Consider the following 22057-nt stretch of genomic DNA (forward strand, 5'->3'; position numbering starts at 1 on the left):
CAAATATAATTATTTCACAAGCATATGTGAAAGTCAATGTTAGTTTAAGCGCTTACTTGTATATAAATACTGTAGTAGACAAGCTTATTAACTATCTTAATTTCCGAGAAATTAATTCACAACGACATGATTATAATTAACTAGATTTCTTTTTTTACTATTATGCATACTTCTTATCTTTTAAAAAAGGTACCAGTCTTTTCCACGACCAGTACCTAAAAGGTTTTTGCTTGGCAAATGCCAACTAATTATTATTTTGCATTTTAAGCTTTCTGAACTTGTTCGATGCTATCCTCGAATGCCTGTTTAACTTGATTGATATCCCAATTCTTTAAATCATCCGAAAATGGTTCAAAAGCATAAAGTCCTTGATATCCCGCATTTTCAAATTTTTTTGCTAATGTCGCAGATTCCATAATATCATCTGAACTTAACATATAGCGATCTTGGTCGTCCAAGTTTTCTAGTGGCGTTGTTGTAGTCGTTACCGCACTCAAATGTACTAAACCAACATAGTTAACATCAACTTTATGGATAAATTGCTCATCGGTCACACCAGCCAAATAATAATGGAATGTATCGGCAACCAACTTGAAATTATCGACACCCGCTGCATCGATTACAGCTTGGCCCTCCCATGGTGTCCGCAAAGTACTATCAGCAAAACCTAGTGGTTCAATTAAACCGTTCACACCATATTTTTTTAGTACACTGGAATAATCTCGAACGTTTGCTATCGCATCCGTTTTACGTTGTTCAATACTACGATGATCATCTGTTGAGCGCACTGGACAGAAGATAATATTTTTTAAATCAAAATCTTTTGTCATTTCTAGCATACTAGTCAAGCTCTTCAAATTCTCGCGAATCATATCCCGATTATCCATATTTCCAATCGCATTAATAGTTTCAACATTTACCTGGTTTTCATTTAGCAAGTTTGCCACTTTCTGGCCACTGAGGTGATCCAAAATAGTTGTATTATCTGGTGCACCATATAGATCATTTCTAACTTCAATATTAGGAACACCAAGTTCCGAAACAAGTTGAATCGTTTCCGTTAGTGGAATTGCTGGTGCTGCCTTTCGATTTAGGCAAAAACGTTCTTTAGCAATCATAAATTTACCTCCTTATCAATTGGTCTAATCTAGGTGCAATCCTTGCTTGATAGAAGGGAGCGTCTGTTCATTTGACCAATCAACTCGATCAGGCCATGCAAAGACATTATTAGTCACGATACCATCAAAGCCAATTTCATTTAATGTCTTATACATAGCGTCAAAATCAACTTCACCTTCTCCTGGATTCAAATGTTGATGAATCGTTACTGGTGCTTCTGGTGGATTAATGATGTACCGTAAGCCAAAATTACTCTTATAGTTCAATGTGTCAGCAATTAATATGTGCGTTAGCACATCTTGGCTCTCACGTAATTGTTTTGTAACATCTCCAATACCACCATCAGAGTAAAAAGCATGTGCTGAACACCAAACTTGGGAAACCCAGTCAAGATCCAGTGAACGGATTAATTTTGCGGCTTCAGAACTGGATTCAATAAAGTCATTTGGGTGTGCTTGAATTTCCAACTTAATGTTGTTTTTTTCAAACTCTGGGATCAATTCTTCCATCGACTTGTACCATTGACCCTCTGAAGCTACCGGATTAAATTTATCACCACTGAATTCAGTATTTAACGTATCAACCCCTAATTCAGAGGTAATTTCAATCGTTCGTTTCATGTTTCGAACAGCAGCCTGACGTTCTTGTTCATCTGGAGAAGACCATTGTTGAACTGGTAAAACTGATGAAAGTTCAACACCAGCATCGCGTAACCAAATTTTCACATTTTTAATCATGGCACTGTTTACCTTCGGATACTGATAAAACCAGATAAAATCTTGTCGAGGCGATAATTCGATGTATTTATAACCTAATCGTGCCGTTTTTTCAATCATTTCGTGAAATGACATATTATCACGAAACATCGATGGATCATACGCTAATTTCATTGTAATTTCCTTCAATCTGTAATTTTATTCATAAAGTGCTGGTTTTGAGTCAGGTAATACAATTGGAATTCGCTTAGCGTCATTATCTCGTGATTTTGCTAAAGCATCACAGGTAACCATTGCAACTAAGCCATCCCATGAAGTTGGACCAGTAATTTTATCGGCGAGAACACCATTAACCCAAGCTTGTAATTCAAGATCATACGCAGTCTTGAACCGTTCAGTACAATCTGCAGGAATGTAGGTCGAATCATGTAAGCCCTTCTTAACTGAAGTAACAAAAGGTGAACGTAGGTTGATGATACCGTTTTCACAAACAACGCTACAATTGATATCATAGCCGATTTGATCATTAACAAAGACTTCTAAATCAATATGAACACCAGACTTGGTATCTAGAGTGATTATCTGTGGATCATGCAGTTTGCTATGAGTAAATTTAGTTTGTTTCTTCGGTAAGAACGTAGTGCCAGACTCATAGTCTTCACCGAGCAGCCAGTGCAAAACATCTGCTTCGTGGATTGCGGTTTCGATAATCGACATTGAAGTATCATAAGTTTCATCAACCGTTGCATTCCGATGAGTAGCGTGAATAAGTAATGGTTCGCCGTAAGTATGGTTATCAATAGCCTCTTTAATTTCGACGTAACCTGGATCATAACGACGCATGAAACCAACTTGAACAAGCCGTTTACCGTGTTTCACCTCAGCATCTACAATTTTTTTGCAACCGGCCGCTGTCAATGTCAAAGGCTTTTCGCAGAATACATACTTGCCAACTTCAATTGCGTGTAAAACAAATTGTTCATGCGTTTCGTGTGGACGTGTCACTACCATCACTGCATCGATGTCTGGTGAATCTATTAGGTCAATTCCATTTTCATAGACCTTGGCACCATATTTCTTTGCGTATTTTTCAGCTAAATCCTTTTTAAGGTCACAAACTCCAGCCAATTTTGCACCATTGATTCGTGTCGCAACTCGCTTAACGTGATCAGAACCCATAAAACCTAGACCAATAATTCCAATATTCAAAACCATAATGATACCTCCTTACGAGTACTTAATTTATATTTCACAAATAAGATATCATCATATTGAAAGCGCTTCAATGTACAAACGACTCTCTTTTTTGTAAAAATGGATACGTTTCTATTTTATCTTCAAAGTTGATATTTTTCCTTCGAAAGGTATATTATAATGGATATGAAATGTTTTTTATTACCAGATAACTAAAAAATTGTAAAATTAGAACAATTATATGTTTCACATATTTATTGACGTCGATACTCATAAAGATTCTCATTTGTATATTAATTAACTTATAGGATGGTGATTTCATGGAAGACTATTCAGAGTATATCCCCGATAACGAAAAGGGCATTCAACCACTCCAAGGTATTTATTTTAATAACCCTTCTAATATCGCAAAAGAGCTATACTACTATCCCATGTGGGGAGCAGAATACCAAGTCACATACCCATACGTTGTTGATCGGCAGTACATGAATGCTTTTATCCTATTTTGGGTTGAAGAGGGAGAATTAAGTTTTACATTCAATGATCGTCAAGATTTTGTTGCAAAAAAAGATTCGTTAATTATTCTTGATTGCAAAAAAAGAAATCATTATTACACCAACTCCTCAAGTAAATTTATGTTTTTCCACTTTAATGGACCTCAAATTCAATTATTGTATGATTACATCACTAAAAATAACCAAAACTCATTTGAAATGTCAGCTTCAAATAAGACACTATTTATTCAACTTTTAAACACTCTGCAAACTAAAAATTACGCTAATCGGGATATCGTCAATTCAGAATTACTTTACAAGATTCTTATTAATTTAACTAGCAATATTCCCAGCAATCAATTCGACCGTTCAGGATTACATCAATCTCCTCAGCTAGTAAAGGACGCGCTCAATTATTTAGATACCCACTACGCTGAAACCGTTACTATTCAAACACTTTGTCACCATTTAGGTGTTAGCTCTGCTCTCCTGTCTAGAACTTTTCGAGCAAATACCAACAACAGTATCCACCACTATCTCACATCAACACGTCTTTCTCACGCACAGCAACTGCTCACTAGATATCCTGATATCAGCATCGCCGAAGTTGCTTTAAAATGTGGTTTTCACGATGCTTCTCACCTCAATAAAATTTTCAGAGCTGATATCGGTATGAGTCCAAGTGAATTCCGGCGTATGTGTTTTTAATGAGTAACGCCACAAAAAAAATCGCTACGACAATTATTTGTCAGTAGCGATTTTTAAAATCTTTTTTCCGTTCAAATTAGCGAAAGCGCTTTATAACATGTTTGTGAAGTATGTCTATTAAATTTTTGATTCGCCTTTGTAGCTCTTGTCATAACGGGCACGGAAGAATGATTCGATATCTTCAAGGTTAACACCCTTGGTTTCTGGTACACGCACGGCAACGAACCATGCGCCCAAGATGCAGCACCCAGCAAAGATATAAAAGACTGTAGCCAATCCTAAGGCTGCCATCAATGCAGGGAATAATAAACCAACTAAGAAATTAGCAAACCATAAAGTGAAAATTGTAATCCCAGTACCTAATCCACGATAACGGTTAGGGAAAATTTCAGAATTTAATAACCACGTTACAGGTCCAATAGTCCCCTGGTCGATAACAATGTAGACTAAAATGATAATCATGATTGCGAATGGAGTCCAAGATGCACTTCCGGCATAAGTCTTAATAAGACCAACAACAACTAAAGCAACAGCACAGAAGATCAATCCTGTTAATTCAAGCTTTTTACGGCCCAATTTATCAATTGTATACATCCCAACTATGGCACCGATACATGAGAACACACCATTAGCAACATTAGCAATTAACGCTGCATTAGCCGCAAAACCAGCATCTCTCAAAACTTGAGAGCCGTAGTACATAATCGCATTAATTCCAGCAAATTGTTGAATAATGCCTAGCATACCACCAGTAATACAAATTTGGATAATCCAGTTCTTCTTAAAGTCCTTCCAAGAAGCGGCTTCAGCTTGTTCAGCTTTTTCTTTCTCAGAATTTACTTTAATTTCTTGAAGCTCGGCTTCAGCTTGTGCTTTACTACGAATTCTATAAAGTACTTTTAGGGCATCTGCAAAGCGATTTTTAGATGTTAACCAACGTGGACTTTCCGGCATAGCATACATACCAATCCACAATGCAATACCTGGAACACTTGCCAAGGCAATCATTACACGCCAGATACCCGCGTTATCACCAAAGACATTACCAAGGAATGCGTTAACACCAAAGACTAGAAATTGACCGAAAACAATGAGAAACTGGTTCATTGACACCATCTTACCACGTTTAGCAGCTGGAGCAATTTCAGCTAAGTAAACTGGAACAGTTCCTGATGCTGCACCAACAGCAAGCCCTAAAATAAACCGGCAAATGATGACAACCGTTGTGTTTGGTGCAAGACCACAGGCAAGACCAAATACCGTGAAAATCACACCTAACCAGGTTAATAATTTTTTACGACCAATCTTATCACTTAACGGACCGCCAAATACGGCACCAAAAGCAGCACCTAAAGTTAAGCCACTTGAAACCACCCCTTGTGCCCAAGCAGATAAGCCTAATTGACTCGGCTTAGCCATAAAGTCCAGTGCACCATTAACAACAGATGTATTATACCCAAAGAGCAAGGCACCCATACCTGTTATCCAAGAAACTAGCGTTAGATAACCATTGTGTTCATCCTTATCGTTTGTAGTTACGTCCGGATTTTGCATAAGTTTCACCTCCGTATATTTGGTGATATAATGAGTAGAAATATAATTTCCTAACCGAAATAATTGCTACCTACAGGCTTTGTCGTCTAGTACACGACAGAGCCTGTTTTAATTCACTACATCACTGAGAAATTCCTAAAATTTATTTTGCAGCATAGAATGCTGGTGCTTCAGGAAAATCAAGATCTTGTTTCTCACCATCTTCATCCAATGACTTCAACGCAGCATCGGCAGTAACAGCTGCAATATAGCCATCCCAAGCTGAAGGACCAACTGGTGATTCTTCTTGGGAAACATGACCAATAAAGTCACGGAATTCAATGTCATATGCACTTTCGAAACGAGCTTTCCAGTCAGTTAAAATAGCTGTGCTATATTGAGCATTCAATCGCGTAGCAACTTGTGGGACGGTTGGCAATTCCAGAACCCCTTCTTCACCAATCACATCACACTTGATGTCATAACCATATTGGCAACGAACAAAGACTTCAATTACGATGTTGATACCCGTTTTAGTTTCCATCATTACAATTTGAGGGTCTTTAATTTGCGCATTTTGAGCATGACGGGTCTGCTTTGGTGCAAACACACGAATACTTGCATAATCGTCATTAACCAACCAGTGATCCAAATCAATTTCGTGAATCGCCGTTTCGATAATTGAACGAGAAGTATCATATTCTTCGGGTTGAGTTTGGTTGTAGTGACGTTCATCAACCATCAATGGGTTGCCAATTACACCATCATCAATCATTTGTTTCATTTGGACATACTCCGGTGCATAGTGACGCATAAAACCAACTTGCAACATCCGACGACCAAGTTTCTTCTCTTCATTAATGATGTCCATGCATTGTTGTGCATCAAGTGCTAATGGCTTTTCACAGAAAGTGAACTTGCCAGCCTTAAGAGCGGCCATAACAATTTCATAGTGAGCTTCATTACTTGCCGTACATACAACAACTTCAACATTAGGATCATTAATTAAATCATGATAATCCGAATAATCCTTAGCTTTAAGCCCCTGTTCGTCCAATACTTTTTGTGCTTTATTAGGAACAATATCACAAACCGCCGTTACTTCAACGTTTGCAATAGTCTTTGTCAAACGGTGTAAATGATCAGAACCAATAAAACCAATACCAACGATACCTACTTTAGTAACATGTGCTCCAGCCATAATGCAAAAACCTCTTTCTATATTGGATTAAATAATTAGTTGTTGCCAAAAATAATTAGTTGTTGCCGATTAGTTCTTGTTCGATATACTTGTGGGCTTTTTGTGCCATTTCAAGTGGATTAGCCTTTTCAGGATCTTGTTCAGCTTCAACAACAATCCACCCTTTATAGTTGTTTTCAATCAACTTCTTGTAAACTGGTTTGAAATCAAGATCACCATCGCCAGGAACCGTAAACATCCCATTTAAAAATGACCCTTGGAAAGTTAAGCCCTTTTCACGACTATCTTTTTCTTTATCACGACGAACATCTTTAAAGTGAACGTGAACAATTCGATCGATGTGGTCATTCAAGAGACTCATGTAATCACCATCTGAAACAGCAATGTGACCCGTATCATAAAGTAAGCCGACTAATTTCGGATCAGTGCTTGCCATCAAACGATCAGTCTCTTCTTTAGTTTGGATACCAGTACCCATGTGGTGGTGATATGCAACCTTAATACCATATTTAGCAGCAATTTCACCATAATGGTTTAATCCTGCCGTTACTTGATCCCACTCGGCATCAGTAAAATGGTGCTTATCAGTAAAGATATTAGCAGTATCCGATTGTTGAATCGTATAAGTCTGTTCAGAAACAACAGCAATAGGTGCATGAACTGCGTGTAAAAATTGACAGTGCTTTTCAAAAGCTTCACTAGCCTTTTCAATTCCATCACGAATGATAAAGCTACTAAACCATTGACCTGCAATTTCCAAGTTACGTAACTTCAATTCGTAGTTCAACTTTTCAGGACCTGGGAAAAAGCCGCCAACTTCAGTACCTTGGAAACCGGCAACAACGATGTCACTTAATAATTGCTGTAAATTGTTATCTTTTCCGATTGATGGAATATCATCGTTTCGCCAGCCAATTGGTGCAATTCCCCATTTAATATCTTTCTTAGCATCGTACGTCATGATCTGTTACCTCCCTATTAACTTTAAATATCTTGAACTTTAACTTGTTGACCAGTTTCTAACGATTTCTTAGCCGCCTGTGCAAGTCGAATTGCACGAATACCATCTTCAAACGTACATTCAATCTCATGTTGCCCTTGAACAGCTTCGAAAAATGATGTTAATTCTGTAAAGTATGCGTCCATATAGCGCTGTAAGAAGAACAACATTGGTTTATCACTTGAAACTGAATCAGCACCTGAGTAGCTCGTCGTGCTATCCAAAACGTTATCTGCGTGAGCCATTCCCTTTGATCCAAACAATTCAATTCGCTGATCGTATCCATAAACTGCTTTACGACTATTATCGATTGAACCAATCATTCCGTTTTTGAAGAATAAGGTTGTCAAGGCAGTATCGATATCCCCTGCTTCACCGATTTTTGGATCAATCATAACGCCACCGGCAACAAAGACTGAATCGACTTCTTCGCCGGTTATAAACCTGGCAATATCAAAATCGTGAATGGTCATATCCATGAAGATGCCACCAGACCGGCGAACGTAATCCATCGACGGTGGTTCAGGATCCCGAGACGTTATCTTTAAAATCTGTTCTTCGCCAACGTTGCCTTGATTCCGATAATCAACAATTCGCCGAAAATTCTTGTCAAACCGGCGATTAAAACCAACTTGGAATTTAACACCCGCTTCTTTGACAGTCTTAAGCGCTTTCAAAATTTCCGCATCGTCAAACCCAACTGGCTTTTCACAGAAGATATCTTTACCAGCTTTAGCAGCATCCATAGTCATTTGCGGATGCAAATCTGTCGGCACACAGAGTAACACTGCCTGTACCCGATCATCATTCAATACAATATGATAATCAGTTACTATTTTTTCAGCCTGAGAATATTTGGCAGGCCATTCATCATTTGCAATAATATCGCAAATATATGCAATTTCGACATTTGGCATTCGTAACAAATTTTTATAATGAACATTTCCAATTCGGCCCATGCCAATGATACCAATTGTGATTTTTTCGTTTGTGATTAATGAGCTATTTGCCATCTTATCACCCCTTTCTATCAACGTTTTCGAACTGAGCAAGTACTTGTGAAAAAGTGCGTCATCTGCACTTTATTATGTTTCCTGCCACAAGTTCTTTCTTGCTTTGTTCACCACTAGATTAGCACTATATAAGCGATTGTCAACACCAATATTTAATTAATCTTATTTTTGTAAGCGATTTCAGTTGAAGTGTTGACATTCACAAGGTGTCGTGAAATAATCAGTTACGTAAAGTTGATGTAGTTTGTGTGGCTTTTCATTAATTTTACTAAAATTTATACGTCTATTGAAAACCCTTGCTATCCTTTACTTATCAAGGCTAACCATAGTTTTCGAATATACGCATCCGTTTATATATCTGATTCTTCCTTTTGCGAAAAGTGGGCATGAGAAATTATCCATGTATATTCAGGACGGCCAATTATTTTTCAATAATTAAAGTTACCTTGGAGGTGAAATAATGTTGGCAACAAAAGATGTTACTCATTCATTATCGGATCCAGATGAACCTGGAACGGACGTCTTAACTGATAAAGCTGCACGGCGGAATTTACAAAGAACTGCATTCATCTCAACTCTAGGTGGTTTATTGTTTGGGGTTGATACTGGTGTTATAAATGGTGCGATTGGTTATATGGCAACGCCAAGTGAACTAAATTTAACACCTAGTGACGAAGGCCTCGTAACAAGCGGAATTACACTAGGTGCTGCTTTTGGTGCTGTTTTTGCAGGTCGTTTATCAGATAAAATCGGTCGAAGACGATTACTTAAGTACTTGGCGATTTTATTTTTGATATGTACATTTGCTTGCTCCGTTGCGCCCAACGCAATCGTTATGATTATTTTCCGAGCACTTCTTGGACTGGCTGTTGGAGGTTCCTCGGTTATTGTTCCAACCTATCTTTCCGAAATTTCGACACCTAGCATCCGAGGTCGCTTAGTAACTCAAAATGAGTTGATGATCGTCACAGGGCAATTGTTAGCCTTTGTTGTTAATGCAATTTTAGGCAATATGTTTGGGCATGTTTCCCATATTTGGCGTTACATGATTGGTTTCGGTATCATACCAGCGATTCTGTTGTTCTTTGGCATGTATTTTGTACCGGAATCACCAAGGTGGCTTGTCATGAAAGGACGGGCTAAAGAAGCGCTTAACTCATTGAAGACACTTCGCTCACGGTCAGAAAATTGCGAAACAGAAATTAGTCAAATTCAAAATGCGCTTAATCAAGAAAAAGAAATTAAGCAAGCAACTTTTAAGGACCTTGGGACACCTTGGATTCGACGCCTTGTTCTAATCGGCATTGGTCTGGGCGTTATGCAACAATTTATTGGTATCAATATCATGATGTACTACGGAACAACCATTTTGACACAGGCTGGCTTTGCACATAACGCTGCCTTAATTGCAAATATTTTCAACGGTGTAGTTTCTGTCTTGGCGACGATTGTCGGTATGTCACTTATGAATCGAGTTAATCGACGAAAGATGCTGACAACCGGCATTGTTGGTACGACCGTTTCACTCATTCTAATCGTAATTGTTTCTGCAACGCTCGCTAATTCGTCGTTACTTCCAATTTTTGTTGTGTTATGTACAATGATGTTTCTTGGTTTCTTTCAAGGATTCATTTCACCACTGGTTTGGCTATTGTTATCAGAGATTTTCCCTCAAAACCTTCGTGGTCTTGGTATGGGAGTTTCAACATTCTTTCTCTGGTTCGCTAACTTCCTGGTTGGCTACTTCTTCCCAATCTTACTTTCTGGAATAGGCATGACCTTTACTTTTGTAGTCTTTGTCTTTTTCAACATTTTATCGTTTGGTTTCGCCTATAAATACGCGCCTGAAACGCGTGGCAAGTCTCTCGAGCAAATTCAACTCGAGTTTAAATATGGTGACGAATCTGGAGTTAATCCAGAATCTAAATAATTTTTCTATCATTTGAAGGGTGGTTTTTTTCATGAAACAAATTCACGCAGGTATTATTGGTCTTGGCCGTGCTGGTCAAATGCATCTTAACAATTTAATGACTATGCCCGACATTAAGATCGTGCAAGTCGCTGATGTTTTTATCGAAAACATCTCTGAAAAATTAAACGGTATGGGTATTACAAACCAAACCCGTGATTATCACGAACTATTAAGTAATCCAGAAATTGATACTGTATTTATTTTTACATCAACAGATACCCACGAAGAAATCGTAACCGCCGCAGCTAAAGCTGGTAAAAATATTTTCTGTGAAAAGCCTCTCAGCATGAATCAACACGAGGAAGCTAGTTTAAATGTGCTTCAAGCTGTTAAGGACGCAGGTGTCAAACTTCAAATTGGTTTTAATCGTCGGATGGACCCACAGTTCCGAAATGTTTATGAAAATGTTCGCAACGGCAAGATTGGGACTCCTCAGGTTGTTAAGATTACATCACGTGATCCTGACTTACTCCCTCACGATTTAATTCAACGTATTGGTGGTCTTCTATTTGACTTCACCATGCATGATTTCGATATGGCCCGTTACATGATGAACAGCAATATTACCGAAGTCTATGCTAAGGGTGGTACTTTAATTGATCCAACGCTAAAAGACATTAATGATATCGATACGTTAGCGCTAGTTCTCCAATTCGAAAATGGCGCCTATGGCTTGATTGATAACAGTCGTCGTGCCGTTTACGGGTACGATCAACGTGTTGAAGTCTTTGGATCCGAAGGTATGCTGAAAGCTGAAAATGTTAGCGATAGCACTGTTGAACTATATAATGACAAACATGTTGAATTAAAGAAGCCATTACCAATGTTCCAAGAACGTTATAAACCAGCCTATGTCGCTGAAATGCGGGCATTTGTTAACTCCATTCTCAACGATGAACCCGTTGTTGCAGAAGGTTTAGATGTTGTTATGGCCCAACGAGCTGCTGTTGCCGCTCAAAAATCAATTGAGACTGGCCTGCCACAAAAAGTTGATACCACGTATCCACTAAATTAAAAAGGAGTATCAAATAATGTTAACGACCGAATTAATTTTGGAACAAGAAAAAAAGACCGCTTTACCCCACTTTGGTTTAAACGACCTTAATCCATTTATCGAAACACTCAAAAAAATTGGCGGTGAAGATTACGAAAAAGTATGTGTCCTAATTAAGCTCAATCATCGTGTTATCTTCTTTCATGCAGGTCAACATACAACGAACGAAAATAACATTTGGATTGGCAAAAAGGAACGCGCTGTCGACTTATTTGACCATTCATCTCTCTATGAAAAATATTTGAACAAAGACCATGAAGATCAATTTTTCAAAGATAGCGGCCTTAGCCCAAAGGACATTGCCATTGTTGGTGGTGGTCTGCCACTTATCGTTACCGGTACAGGAATTGTAGGTAGTCTAATTATTTCAGGCCTAACCGATGAAGGTGATCATGATTTGGGATACCATGCACTTCTCGACTACAAAGCAGCTTTAAGTTAGGGGGAATTAATTGATGAAAGCATTTGGAATCAACCAGTACGGAAATTCGAATGTTCTTCAAGAATATCAAATGCCAATGCCTCAAATTGGAGCCGATGAAGTATTAGTCAAAACCAATGCTTTCGCAATTAATGCTTTTGATATTTCAGTCCGTAATGGTGTCTTTAGAAACAGTGTCACACTGCTTTTCCCCTTTATTTTGGGTTCGGATGCAGTGGGCCGTATTGTTAAAGTTGGTAAAAACGTCAAAAATTATCATGTTGGCGACGATGTAATGGCTCATCCGGGTCTTGGTGCGTATGCTGAATTCTTTAAAGTAGCGACTGCACACTTGGGCCCACTGCCTAGCATTAGTGAGCCGTACGAAGCAGCAGGTTTGCCCCTTTCTGGAATTACAGCTTACAATGTTTTAGTGCACACCGCCCAAGTTCAAGCGGGACAGACAATTGCCATTCTTGGTGCATCAGGAGGCGTTGGTTCTTTATTAGTTCAAATGGCCAAAGCCCTCGGACTCTACGTATTGGGAACTGACGTTGAGAATGCACGTGAACACGTACTTTCTCTTGGTGCTGATGAGTTTGGTGGTTATGATAGTGAACGTGTTCGTGACAAGTTTAGCCGTATGGCAGACGTTTTGATTGATGCTACCAATAATGGCGTTGGTGGTGTCGCTGGTGTTGAGATTATCAAAGACAACGGCACTTACGTTTCTTTAACCTCCCTGCCAACTGAACGTTATACAAGGCCGAACGTCACCTTCAAGCAAACTATCCCCAATCCGAAGTATCTCGATAGTGATGCTTTCTTCGCTATCTCGTTGATGATTCGTAATCATCAGCTTCATGTTCCCGTTAGTCAATTAAAACCTTTCACGCTTGAGGGTATAATTGAGGCTCAAAATATCGTTGAACATAATTGCACCGATGGTAAAGTAATTATCACACTTTGACTATTAATCTTCGTTATTGTTTGGTTTAAGCTATTTTCGATTTCTTTTGTTTTAGTTATGCGCTAAACTTAATGTAGATATAAAGGTTCACAACTTTATTCTTGGAGGTTAGCGTTATGGAAGACATTATTTTGGACTGCGACCCCGGTCATGATGATGCAATTGCTCTGATATTGGCCGTATATTCATCCCAGATAAACCTATTAGGAGTTACTACTTCAGCAGGTAATCAAGAACACAGCCAAACACTTAGAAATGCCATGTCCTTACTAACATTAATGAACATCAATTCAATTCCAGTTGCATCTGGAAACCGGACACCTTTACTTAGATCGTTGATATCAGGGGTTACCATGCACGGGGTATCAGGATTAGATGGTGCCGAACTACCAATTCCCAATTTCCAAGCTCAAAACTTACCCGCAATTGAATTAATTGCAAAACTAGTGTCTGAAAACCCAAACAAAACCACATTAGTAATTACTGGACCATGCACGAATATTGCATTATTTTTGGCTGTTCACCCAGATTTAAAATCTAAAATTAAACAACTTGTTATTTTAGGTGGCGGTCGTGGTGTCGGTAACTGGCAGCCTACTACTGAATTCAATTTCCAGGTTGATCCCGAAGCCGCTAAAATTGTTGTTAATTCTGGGATACCAATTACTTTAGCCCCCTTAAACGTTGGGTTTGAGGCGCAGCTTTTAGATGAAGATAAAAAGAATATTCATAAAGTCAAAAATCCGGTTGGTCAAGCAGTAGCTGGCTTGGTTGATTTCTATGGCCTCTCATTTGATAGCTATTGGAATTTTGAAGGTTTACCAATGTATGATCCTTGTACAATTGCTTGGTTAATTGATCCTACTAAATTTGTCAGCCGCAATTGTTACGTTGATGTTGAAACCAAAGGTGAGTTAACTTCTGGCGAAAGTGTTATCGATTACTACAATATCACGAAAAAAAAGCCCAATGCTGATGTGTTGTTTCACATTGATCGTCCTTGGTTTGCACAACTTGTCTTGGATGCTGTTAAATCATTTGACTAAGCTGCTTATCCGCAAGCATGAAAGCGCATTCAATTCTTTAAAAACTCATTCTTAGAGAAATTATAGTATCAATTGCAAAATAAAAACTTACTCAAAATCAAAATTGATTTTGAGTAAGTTTTTTGATTTAATTTATCCCTCCACTATTCTTATGAAGTTAATATGCGAGTAATTTCTTGGGAAAATCAACAATGTTAGCAATTTTCCATAAAATAAAGACTTATCAAAAGTTATAACTACAGCGTTATTACTGAATAATACCAAAATAAAAAGAAGATGACCTTTTCAGATCACCTTCTTTTAAATTCATTTACTAATAAATCAACACTTCAGCCACCAAAATTCCACCACCAAAGATGAGGACGAAGGCGACAACTGGCCAAACGAAGCGAAGCCAGTGTGAGTATTTCATGTCCAACATCTGTAGCGTGGCCATGACTAACCCGGTTGGAGCTAAGAATAGCATTGCGTATTGACCAAACTGATAGGCCGTTACCACGACGAAACGTGGGATGTGAACCGTATCAGCGAGCGGTGCCAAGATTGGCATCGACAGCACGGCTAAACCTGATGAAGATGGCACGATGAATCCGAGCACGAAGAAAATCAGCAACATGACAATAATGAACACTGGTCCATTCATGTGCGCAACTAGGTTCGATGAAAATTGTAGCATGGTATCGGAAATCATCCCGTTATTGAGCACTAGGTTGATCCCACGGGCTAAGCCGATGATCAATGACACACCGACCAAGCTTGATGCACCTTCAACAAAGGCATCAACGACCCCTTTTTCACCAATGCCCATCTTACCAGTTGCCGTTAAGAACATAATGACGATTGCGAAAGTCAAGAACGATGCAGCCATGATTGGGAAGCCCCAACCCTTTGCCATAACACCCCAAACCATGATTGGGAAAGTTACCGCAAATAAAATAAGGATGATCTTTTTACGTAGTGTAAACGCCTTACTCTTACCATCATCTGAGGCCACTGACCACATCTTGTCAAATGACTCGTGATCTTCATATGAGTATGACAATTCTGGATTAGCTTTAACCTTCTTGCTATACCAGTATAGGTAACCCACAACGAAGGCTGCCGCAACGATCACACCGCCAACCCGCCAGTTCAGGCCTTGTGTAAAGTCAATACCAGCGGCATTTGACGCGATAACAACTGAGAACGGGTTAATGGTTGAAAAACAGGTCCCGATTGAACTGGCAAGGAAGATTGCCCCCACGCAGACAATTGAATCATACCCCATGGCAATAAACACAGGTACCAAGATTGGATAAAAGGCAACGGCTTCCTCTTCAATCCCACATAGTGTTCCCCCAAGAACCATTAGGATTGCAACAAGGAAAATCAGTAAAAACTCGTGTCCCTTAGTTTTCTTAGTCAGTGCCAACAAACCTGATTCGAAGGCGCCACTGGCTTTAACAACCCCAATCAAACCACCTAAAACGAAAATGAAGACCATAATGTCGACGGCTTCAATCACACCCTGCACCATACTAGTTGGAACAGCGGCGATACTTGCTGGTCGCTGCTTTAATTTCTCATACGTCTTAGGAATTGAAATGGCTTGTGTGATCCCGCCTGATGTAAATTGCTTAATATCAATCTTCACACCAAGTTTATCCAGCTCTTTTTGCGTGGCCGGTACTTTATCCACCGACCCATTTGGATTCTTGATTTGAAGTTGTGATGTTGGTGCATTATAAGATAATTTCGAATAACTACCGGCAGGAATCACCCAAGTTGCAATCACTGCAACAATCGTCAAAATAAACAGAATTGAAAACGCGCCTGGCATTCGTAGCTTGAAATGCTTTTTAGCTACAGTCATGATGTTCACCCCTAATTAATTTATGAGTGCAAAATCAAGCGGTTAGTTTTCAGAGTGTAAGTCATTAACTCGTGTGACCCGTACTTAGGTCATACGAGTTAATGGCTTACACGGCAGAAAATTGCTTGATTTTGCACGTTACCACTACAACATTACCAAAGCAAAACCAGTCCACTAGTCAACTAAGTCAACCATCATTCACCCTCGACTGATCATTACTTTCACTCCTAAAAAGCGTGGTCACAAAGAATCGAATTTGTTGGGCAAGCTTCGAGTTCTTCAGACCACGCTTCAATAATTTAACGCTATTCTCTTACTAAAGCACCCTGCTTACTGATGATCGTTCCGACTTTGCCTGCAAGGGCATCGTCTAAATGATCCAGTGATGTAATTAATGCAGTGCGGTGCTCATCAGATGAAACGAAGTCTAGACAGGCTTCAATCTTTGGCAGCATGCTGCCAGGCGCAAATTGACCTTCGTCAATATAACGTTGCGCCTCTGCACGGGATAACTCGCGAAGCACTTTTTGATCAGGCTTGCCGTAGTTAACGTAAACTTCATCTACGGCGGTCAAAATGATCAACTGATCTGCGTCGATGTTGTCGGCTAACAAGGCACTCGTACGGTCCTTATCAATCACGGCGGGAACACCCTTTAAACCAGCGTCAGTCTTAACAACCGGTACGCCACCGCCGCCACCGGCAATGACTAAGTGGTCACCTTCAATCAAATCATTGATGCTAGCAAGCTCAATAATTGACTTGGGACGTGGTGATGGCACAACTTGACGATAGCCACGACCAGCATCTTCTTTGAAAACGTACCCTTTATCATGTTCAATTTGTTGTGCTTGTTCCTTCGTGTAGAACGCACCAACTGGTTTAGTCGGGTGTTGGAAAGCCGAATCAGTTGGGTCCACTTCCACCTGCGTGATCATGGATACCACGTTCTTTTGTAACCACTGCTTGTGCAATTCATTTTGCAGACTTTGCTGCAAGTGGTAACCAATGTAGCCCTGACTCATTGCGCCACATTCTGGAAACGGAAAAGCAGCGGTTTGACCATGTTCAGCTGCATAATTCATGCCTAAGTTAATTGCGCCAACCTGTGGCCCGTTACCATGGCTGATCACAACTTTATGACCAGCAGCAACTAATCCAACAAGCGACGTTGCTGTATGTTTAACGAGTTCAAGTTGTTCTTCTGGTGACTTGCCGAGCGCATTACCGCCCAGCGCAACAACGATTTTTGCCATCAGCTTTACCCCCTATTCGCCTAAGGTTGCTACCATGACAGCCTTAATCGTGTGCATCCGGTTTTCAGCTTCTTGGAATACCACCGATGCGTCACTTTCGAAGACTTCATCAGTGACTTCCATTTCAGTAATGCCAAATTTGTCAGCAATTTCTTGGCCAACTTTGGTTTCAGCATTGTGGAATGAAGGTAAGCAGTGTTCAAAAATAACGTTAGGGTTGTTAGTCTTGTCCATCATTGCTTTATTAACTTGGTAAGGCTTCAATAGCTTGATTCGTTCAGTCCAAACTGAATCTGGTTCGCCCATTGATACCCAAACATCGGTGTAGAGGACGTCTGAATCACGGACACCTTCATCAATATCATCAGTGATCTTGATTGTAGCGCCAGTCTTAGCAGCAATGGCGTTCACTTTGGCAACTAATTCATCAGTTGGATCAAGTTCCTTTGGGCATACCAAGTGGAATGTCATCCCCATGATCGCTGCACCAATCATTAAGGCGTTGGCGACGTTGTTACGACCATCACCTACGTAAGTAAAGTGAATCTGGTTGTATGGCTTCTTTAAAACTTCTTTGGCCGTTAAGAAATCAGCTAAAACTTGAGTTGGGTGATCTTCATCAGTCAAGCCATTCCAAACTGGAACGCCTGAAAATTCTGATAAAGTTTCAACGGTACGTTGTGAAAAGCCACGATATTCGATTCCATCAAACATGCCACCTAAGACGCGGGCAGTATCCTTGGCTGTTTCCTTCTTACCCATGTGTGAACCGCTTGGTCCGAGGTAAGTGACGTGCGCACCTTGATCGTATGCAGCGACTTCAAAGGCACAACGCGTACGGGTTGAACTCTTTTCAAAAATTAAGGCAATGTTTTTACCAGCTAACTTTTGCTGTTCAGTACCAGCGTACTTAGCATTTTTTAAATCTTCGGATAATTGCAATAAATAGCCCATCTCACGTGGGGTAAAATCAAGTAAGGTTAAAAATGAACGGTTACGTAAATTAAACATTTGTTAATTCCTCCTTTGTTATTTACAATTAGAATTGTAGTAAGCGGTTTCATAAAACTTCAAACTGCTTCAAAAGATTGTTAAAAAGTTTCTTGGAGGAATAATTTTGTTTAAACAAGCACGTTTTATTACACATGGTCGCTGGCAACGGATATTAGTTGCCGCCATTTGCATTGCATTAGCATCACAAGTGAATTTTCAAACATATACACCAGGCTTCATCTTAGCTTTTTCACCGTTGATTATGCCCATTTTTCTCTACTATAATGGTGACTTAAACCCCATCGAGTTGATGTTGGCAATTGCGTTTGCTTCACCAATTTTCCGTGGCATTCAACTTTTCATTACCCATGACGGCTCCAGATATCAAATTACAATGCTGATTCTAGCTGAAATTGCGTTTTATCTCTGCTACGGGGCAATCTATTACTTGCTCTACTGGCGGCGAGGCCAACGAACGAACAGCTCTTTTTTCTTAACCATCGTGGTGTGTGACTACTTATCTAACCTGCTTGAAGTTGGCCTATTAACTGGCTTTAATCACTATAGTTACCAAATTTTTCAACTCCTCTTCGTTGCAGCCCTAGTTCGTAGCGTGCTTGCTTGTCTGCTAGCCTTTCTCTACCATTACTTCACCCTATTAATGCGGCAGGAAAGTCACGAGCAGCGCTACTATAACTTCATCTGGATTGCTGCCTCCGTTAAAAGTGAAGTATACTTTATGCAAAAGAACATCTCAGAAATCGAAAACGTCATGAAAAACGCCTACCTGCTTAATCAGCACCTACAAGATAACCAAAGCAGTACCGATGATGACCGCAGTACCGCACTCAATATTGCTCGAGATGTTCACGAAATCAAAAAGGATTATCAAAACGTTATTCGTGGCCTTGGCGATTACTTCAGCGATGACAGTGATGCCAACATGCAGCTAGCCGATATTTTAAAAGTCGTAACTGGCTACATCCGCGAAACCATTAAGAATAAGCATCAAGACATCGTAATTGAGGTTCATAATCAAGTTGATATTGTAATTCCCAACCATTATTACCTGGTATCAATCATTTCTAACCTAATTTTTAACAGCGTCGATGCCCTTAAGGACAGACCAAATGGTAAAATTAGCTTAACAATTGCCGATGGGACCAAAAACCTCATTGTCAGCGTCAGCGATAATGGTACTGGCATGGATGCGGATACCCAAGCAATGATTTTCCAGCCCGGTTTTACAACTAAGTTCAATGAAAATACCGGTGATGTTTATCGTGGCATCGGCTTGTCGCACGTTAAAATTATCGTGGCCGAACAATTTGGCGGTACAATTAGTGTCCAATCACTGCCGGGAAAGGGCACCAACTTTCAAGTCACTTTAGACAAACAACGACTGACACAGGAGGCTAACGCATGAAGTTTTACATTATTGACGATGATCCTTCAATCCCAATGATTTTACGTCAAATATTGGAAAAGAGCCTTGATAATGATGTAGTCGGCATTGCGCACAGTTCCAAAAAGGCGCTCACAGATATTATGGTGACTGACGTTGATATCGTTTTAATCGACTTACTAATGCCTGAAATATCCGGAATCGAGCTGATTAAAACACTCAAACAATTTAAACCAGCCCTGCGCTTCATCATGATCTCTCAAGTTCGCGACAGCGAGTTACGCGCCCAAGCCTACGAAGCTGGCATCGAATTTTTCATTGATAAGCCCATTAACGTTGTTGAGGTTAAAACGGTCACAGAAAAGGTCATCCAAAGTATTCAAATGGCCAATAAACTCAGTAATATTCAATCACTAGTCGGTGCCGGGGTGGCTGCACCAGTACAATCCGTCGATCAACAACAATCTAAAAAAGAACGGGTGCTCTCAATTCTGCGATTTTTAGGCATCACCTCTGAGGGTGGCTCTTCTGACATTATCGCGATTAACCAGATTATGCTTGATCAACACTTAAACTTTAAAGACATTGATTTCAATGCGACCTACCACATTGACGAGCGTGAAAAGAAGATTCTGTTTCAGCGCATTCGTCGCGCCATCAAGACTGGTTTAACAAACCTCGCCACTATTTGTTTAGACGACATGGGTGATGAGATCGTGGTTGAATACGCCAATTCACTGTATGAGTACAAGAACGTCCGAAACGAAATGCTCTACCTACAAGGTCAGCGTAGTTCCGGAGGGAAAACCTCCCTGCAACACTTCTTTGATGGGTTGGTACAAGAAATGTAGTTCGGCGATACACTTATCAATATGTAAAACAAGCGTACAGATCAATAACCGACCTGTGCGCTTGTTTTACATATTCATTTTAATTAATCAAACGCCTTCAACGCCGTCGACAACCGCTTCAATCCCTCAACTAAAGTTGCTTTCGGTGCACAATAACCGAGACGAACGTGCCCAGGCATATCAAACCGGTTACCAGGTACCAGTAGCACACCCTGTTCCTTCAAAATTTGAATACAAAAGTCTTCAATATCCATTGGAATATCGATTTTAGGGAACGAGGTTGACACGGCCTCTGGTAAGACAACGGAGACCCGTGGCTCTTTTGCCACCCAGTCTTTCAAAATTTGGAGATTTTCGAGTACTAACTTGCGATTACGAGCCAGCACCTTATCGCGATTTTTCAATACATAAACGGCAAGCATATCATTAAATACACCACAACAAATCATCGTGTAGTCCCGGTATTTTCTGAAAATATCGGCAACTTCAGCGTTACTGGCTGTCCAGCCAACTCGAATGCCTGGTACTGAATAGGTTTTTGACAGCGAATTGGTAGCGATGCCTTTGTCATATAAATCAATAATCGAAGCAAATTTTTCTGGATGTTCTAGTGGCAAGTACACTTCATCAACCAACACATATGCGTCAACTTGCTTGGCAATATCAACAACTTGTTGCAAGAACTCACGGTCTAAAATGGTCCCAGTTGGATTATTCGCATTGTTCAGGCAAATCATTTTCGTATCCGGACGTACTAGCTTCTTAAGTTCATCAATATCTGGGTACCAGTCATTCTCCTCATGAATATGCCAATAATCGACTTCAGCACCCAATGATTTAGGAATGTCATACAGTTGTTGGTATGAAGGATATTCCGCAATCACGTGGTCGCCAGGTTCAATCAGCGCGTACAGGGCCAGATGATTAGCACCCGTCGCGCCATTAGTCTGCAAAATGTTGTCTGGTACCATGTTTTGATAGAGTTTAGCGACCTCTTGCTTAAACTCCGGCGAACCTTCGATCCAGCCGTAGTTCATTTTTTGTTGGTTCAACGAATCATAAAAAGTTTGGCCGTTTTGCCCATCAATCGCCAAAATTTCCTGCATCGTCATTGACGAAATTGTACTTTGTGCAATATCGTAAGTGGCCTTTTTTTCCCAAACGTTCAGCCATTCTTCAACACCGAATCCTGCAATTTCCATATGATATACTCCTTCGAATTAAGCTCATATTGTATTCGTTTGTTTCACGTGAAACAC

The 22057-nt window shown here is 39.9% G+C and carries 19 protein-coding genes; 8 read left to right on the plus strand and 11 right to left on the minus strand.

Annotation, left to right across the window (positions count from 1 at the left end; all coding sequences use genetic code 11):
* Positions 1-263: 263 nt before the first annotated feature.
* From FD04_RS09090 to FD04_RS09100, 3 genes are read right to left on the minus strand one after another with little or no spacing between them, the layout of a single operon-like run.
* Entirely contained in the window at positions 264-1118 is an 855-nt protein-coding gene (locus tag FD04_RS09090; protein ID WP_056948403.1) for a sugar phosphate isomerase/epimerase family protein, read from the minus strand.
* 24 nt (positions 1119-1142) lie between these two features.
* Positions 1143-2009: a sugar phosphate isomerase/epimerase family protein gene (locus FD04_RS09095; protein WP_056948405.1), complete on the minus strand. Its 867-nt coding sequence runs from the start codon at positions 2007-2009 to the stop codon at positions 1143-1145.
* Between the two features lie 24 nt (positions 2010-2033).
* A complete protein-coding gene (locus FD04_RS09100) occupies positions 2034-3050 on the minus strand; it encodes a Gfo/Idh/MocA family protein (protein WP_056948407.1) in 1017 nt (338 codons plus the stop codon).
* 299 nt (positions 3051-3349) lie between these two features.
* Between FD04_RS09100 and FD04_RS09105 the strand changes: the two genes are divergently transcribed.
* Positions 3350-4231 (plus strand): helix-turn-helix domain-containing protein, encoded by an 882-nt coding sequence (locus FD04_RS09105; RefSeq protein WP_056948409.1) that lies wholly within the window; start codon positions 3350-3352, stop codon positions 4229-4231.
* Between the two features lie 117 nt (positions 4232-4348).
* On the opposite strand, the gene FD04_RS09110 is transcribed toward FD04_RS09105, so the two are convergent.
* The 4 genes from FD04_RS09110 to iolG (FD04_RS09125) form a co-directional block, all read right to left on the minus strand.
* Entirely contained in the window at positions 4349-5785 is a 1437-nt protein-coding gene (locus tag FD04_RS09110) for a sugar porter family MFS transporter (RefSeq protein ID WP_054700232.1), read from the minus strand.
* Positions 5786-5927: 142 nt separating this feature from the next.
* Entirely contained in the window at positions 5928-6965 is a 1038-nt protein-coding gene (locus FD04_RS09115; RefSeq protein ID WP_054700230.1) for a Gfo/Idh/MocA family protein, read from the minus strand.
* Positions 6966-7020: 55 nt separating this feature from the next.
* Positions 7021-7926, minus strand: coding sequence for a myo-inosose-2 dehydratase (gene iolE, locus FD04_RS09120; protein ID WP_054700228.1), 906 nt, complete (start codon positions 7924-7926; stop codon positions 7021-7023).
* Positions 7927-7949: 23 nt separating this feature from the next.
* Positions 7950-8978, minus strand: a complete 1029-nt coding sequence (gene iolG / locus FD04_RS09125; RefSeq protein WP_056948411.1) for an inositol 2-dehydrogenase — start codon at positions 8976-8978, stop codon at positions 7950-7952.
* Between the two features lie 460 nt (positions 8979-9438).
* Between iolG (FD04_RS09125) and FD04_RS09130 the strand changes: the two genes are divergently transcribed.
* The 5 genes from FD04_RS09130 to rihA all read left to right on the plus strand — a co-directional run bounded on the left by FD04_RS09130 (position 9439) and on the right by rihA (position 14441).
* On the plus strand, positions 9439-10908 hold the full coding sequence (locus FD04_RS09130; protein ID WP_054700227.1) for a sugar porter family MFS transporter: 1470 nt from the start codon (positions 9439-9441) through the stop codon (positions 10906-10908).
* A gap of 31 nt (positions 10909-10939) precedes the next feature.
* Positions 10940-11965, plus strand: coding sequence for an inositol 2-dehydrogenase (iolG, locus tag FD04_RS09135; protein WP_056948413.1), 1026 nt, complete (start codon positions 10940-10942; stop codon positions 11963-11965).
* 16 nt (positions 11966-11981) lie between these two features.
* Complete coding sequence (locus tag FD04_RS09140; RefSeq protein ID WP_082603198.1) at positions 11982-12446, plus strand: heme-binding protein; 465 nt, start codon at positions 11982-11984, stop codon at positions 12444-12446.
* A 13-nt stretch (positions 12447-12459) separates the two neighbouring features.
* Complete coding sequence (locus FD04_RS09145) at positions 12460-13395, plus strand: NADP-dependent oxidoreductase (RefSeq protein WP_054700226.1); 936 nt, start codon at positions 12460-12462, stop codon at positions 13393-13395.
* Between the two features lie 116 nt (positions 13396-13511).
* Entirely contained in the window at positions 13512-14441 is a 930-nt protein-coding gene (gene rihA, locus FD04_RS09150; protein ID WP_056948417.1) for a pyrimidine-specific ribonucleoside hydrolase RihA, read from the plus strand.
* A gap of 313 nt (positions 14442-14754) precedes the next feature.
* Here the strand turns inward: rihA and FD04_RS09155 are convergent, their stop codons facing one another.
* From FD04_RS09155 to argF, 3 genes are all read right to left on the minus strand, one after another.
* The gene (locus tag FD04_RS09155; RefSeq protein ID WP_054700225.1) at positions 14755-16293 is read right to left on the minus strand and encodes a YfcC family protein; all 1539 of its coding nucleotides are present in this window, start codon (positions 16291-16293) and stop codon (positions 14755-14757) included.
* Positions 16294-16598: 305 nt separating this feature from the next.
* Positions 16599-17549, minus strand: a complete 951-nt coding sequence (gene arcC / locus FD04_RS09160; protein ID WP_054700222.1) for a carbamate kinase — start codon at positions 17547-17549, stop codon at positions 16599-16601.
* 12 nt (positions 17550-17561) lie between these two features.
* Positions 17562-18560 carry an ornithine carbamoyltransferase gene (gene argF / locus FD04_RS09165; protein WP_056948419.1) on the minus strand — a complete coding sequence of 333 codons (999 nt, stop codon included), beginning with the start codon at positions 18558-18560 and terminating at the stop codon, positions 17562-17564.
* A 106-nt stretch (positions 18561-18666) separates the two neighbouring features.
* Here argF and FD04_RS09170 point away from each other — a divergent pair, with 106 nt between their 5' ends.
* Together FD04_RS09170 and FD04_RS09175 are read left to right on the plus strand one after the other, a co-directional pair.
* Entirely contained in the window at positions 18667-19968 is a 1302-nt protein-coding gene (locus tag FD04_RS09170) for a sensor histidine kinase (RefSeq protein ID WP_056948421.1), read from the plus strand.
* Positions 19965-20798 carry a DNA-binding domain-containing protein gene (locus FD04_RS09175; RefSeq protein WP_056948423.1) on the plus strand — a complete coding sequence of 278 codons (834 nt, stop codon included), beginning with the start codon at positions 19965-19967 and terminating at the stop codon, positions 20796-20798. Before FD04_RS09170 ends, FD04_RS09175 begins: the two co-directional genes overlap by 4 nt.
* Before the next feature lie 83 nt (positions 20799-20881).
* On the opposite strand, the gene FD04_RS09180 is transcribed toward FD04_RS09175, so the two are convergent.
* Positions 20882-22000 carry an aminotransferase gene (locus tag FD04_RS09180; protein WP_056948425.1) on the minus strand — a complete coding sequence of 373 codons (1119 nt, stop codon included), beginning with the start codon at positions 21998-22000 and terminating at the stop codon, positions 20882-20884.
* Between the last annotated feature and the right edge of the window lie 57 nt (positions 22001-22057).

It is taken from the genome of Secundilactobacillus odoratitofui DSM 19909 = JCM 15043 (genome assembly GCF_001434895.1).
Classification (GTDB): domain Bacteria; phylum Bacillota; class Bacilli; order Lactobacillales; family Lactobacillaceae; genus Secundilactobacillus; species Secundilactobacillus odoratitofui.

Coding starts and splice junctions, on each gene's coding strand:
- FD04_RS09140 (WP_082603198.1), top strand. CDS start 11,982: ATGTTAACGACCGAATTAATTTTGGAACAAGAAAAAAAGACCGCTTTA.
- argF (WP_056948419.1), bottom strand. CDS start 18,560: ATGTTTAATTTACGTAACCGTTCATTTTTAACCTTACTTGATTTTACC.
- rihA (WP_056948417.1), top strand. CDS start 13,512: ATGGAAGACATTATTTTGGACTGCGACCCCGGTCATGATGATGCAATT.
- iolE (WP_054700228.1), bottom strand. CDS start 7,926: ATGACGTACGATGCTAAGAAAGATATTAAATGGGGAATTGCACCAATT.
- FD04_RS09090 (WP_056948403.1), bottom strand. CDS start 1,118: ATGATTGCTAAAGAACGTTTTTGCCTAAATCGAAAGGCAGCACCAGCA.
- FD04_RS09155 (WP_054700225.1), bottom strand. CDS start 16,293: ATGACTGTAGCTAAAAAGCATTTCAAGCTACGAATGCCAGGCGCGTTT.
- FD04_RS09145 (WP_054700226.1), top strand. CDS start 12,460: ATGAAAGCATTTGGAATCAACCAGTACGGAAATTCGAATGTTCTTCAA.
- FD04_RS09175 (WP_056948423.1), top strand. CDS start 19,965: ATGAAGTTTTACATTATTGACGATGATCCTTCAATCCCAATGATTTTA.
- arcC (WP_054700222.1), bottom strand. CDS start 17,549: ATGGCAAAAATCGTTGTTGCGCTGGGCGGTAATGCGCTCGGCAAGTCA.
- FD04_RS09095 (WP_056948405.1), bottom strand. CDS start 2,009: ATGAAATTAGCGTATGATCCATCGATGTTTCGTGATAATATGTCATTT.
- FD04_RS09100 (WP_056948407.1), bottom strand. CDS start 3,050: ATGGTTTTGAATATTGGAATTATTGGTCTAGGTTTTATGGGTTCTGAT.
- FD04_RS09180 (WP_056948425.1), bottom strand. CDS start 22,000: ATGGAAATTGCAGGATTCGGTGTTGAAGAATGGCTGAACGTTTGGGAA.
- FD04_RS09130 (WP_054700227.1), top strand. CDS start 9,439: ATGTTGGCAACAAAAGATGTTACTCATTCATTATCGGATCCAGATGAA.
- iolG (WP_056948411.1), bottom strand. CDS start 8,978: ATGGCAAATAGCTCATTAATCACAAACGAAAAAATCACAATTGGTATC.
- FD04_RS09105 (WP_056948409.1), top strand. CDS start 3,350: ATGGAAGACTATTCAGAGTATATCCCCGATAACGAAAAGGGCATTCAA.
- FD04_RS09110 (WP_054700232.1), bottom strand. CDS start 5,785: ATGCAAAATCCGGACGTAACTACAAACGATAAGGATGAACACAATGGT.
- iolG (WP_056948413.1), top strand. CDS start 10,940: ATGAAACAAATTCACGCAGGTATTATTGGTCTTGGCCGTGCTGGTCAA.
- FD04_RS09115 (WP_054700230.1), bottom strand. CDS start 6,965: ATGGCTGGAGCACATGTTACTAAAGTAGGTATCGTTGGTATTGGTTTT.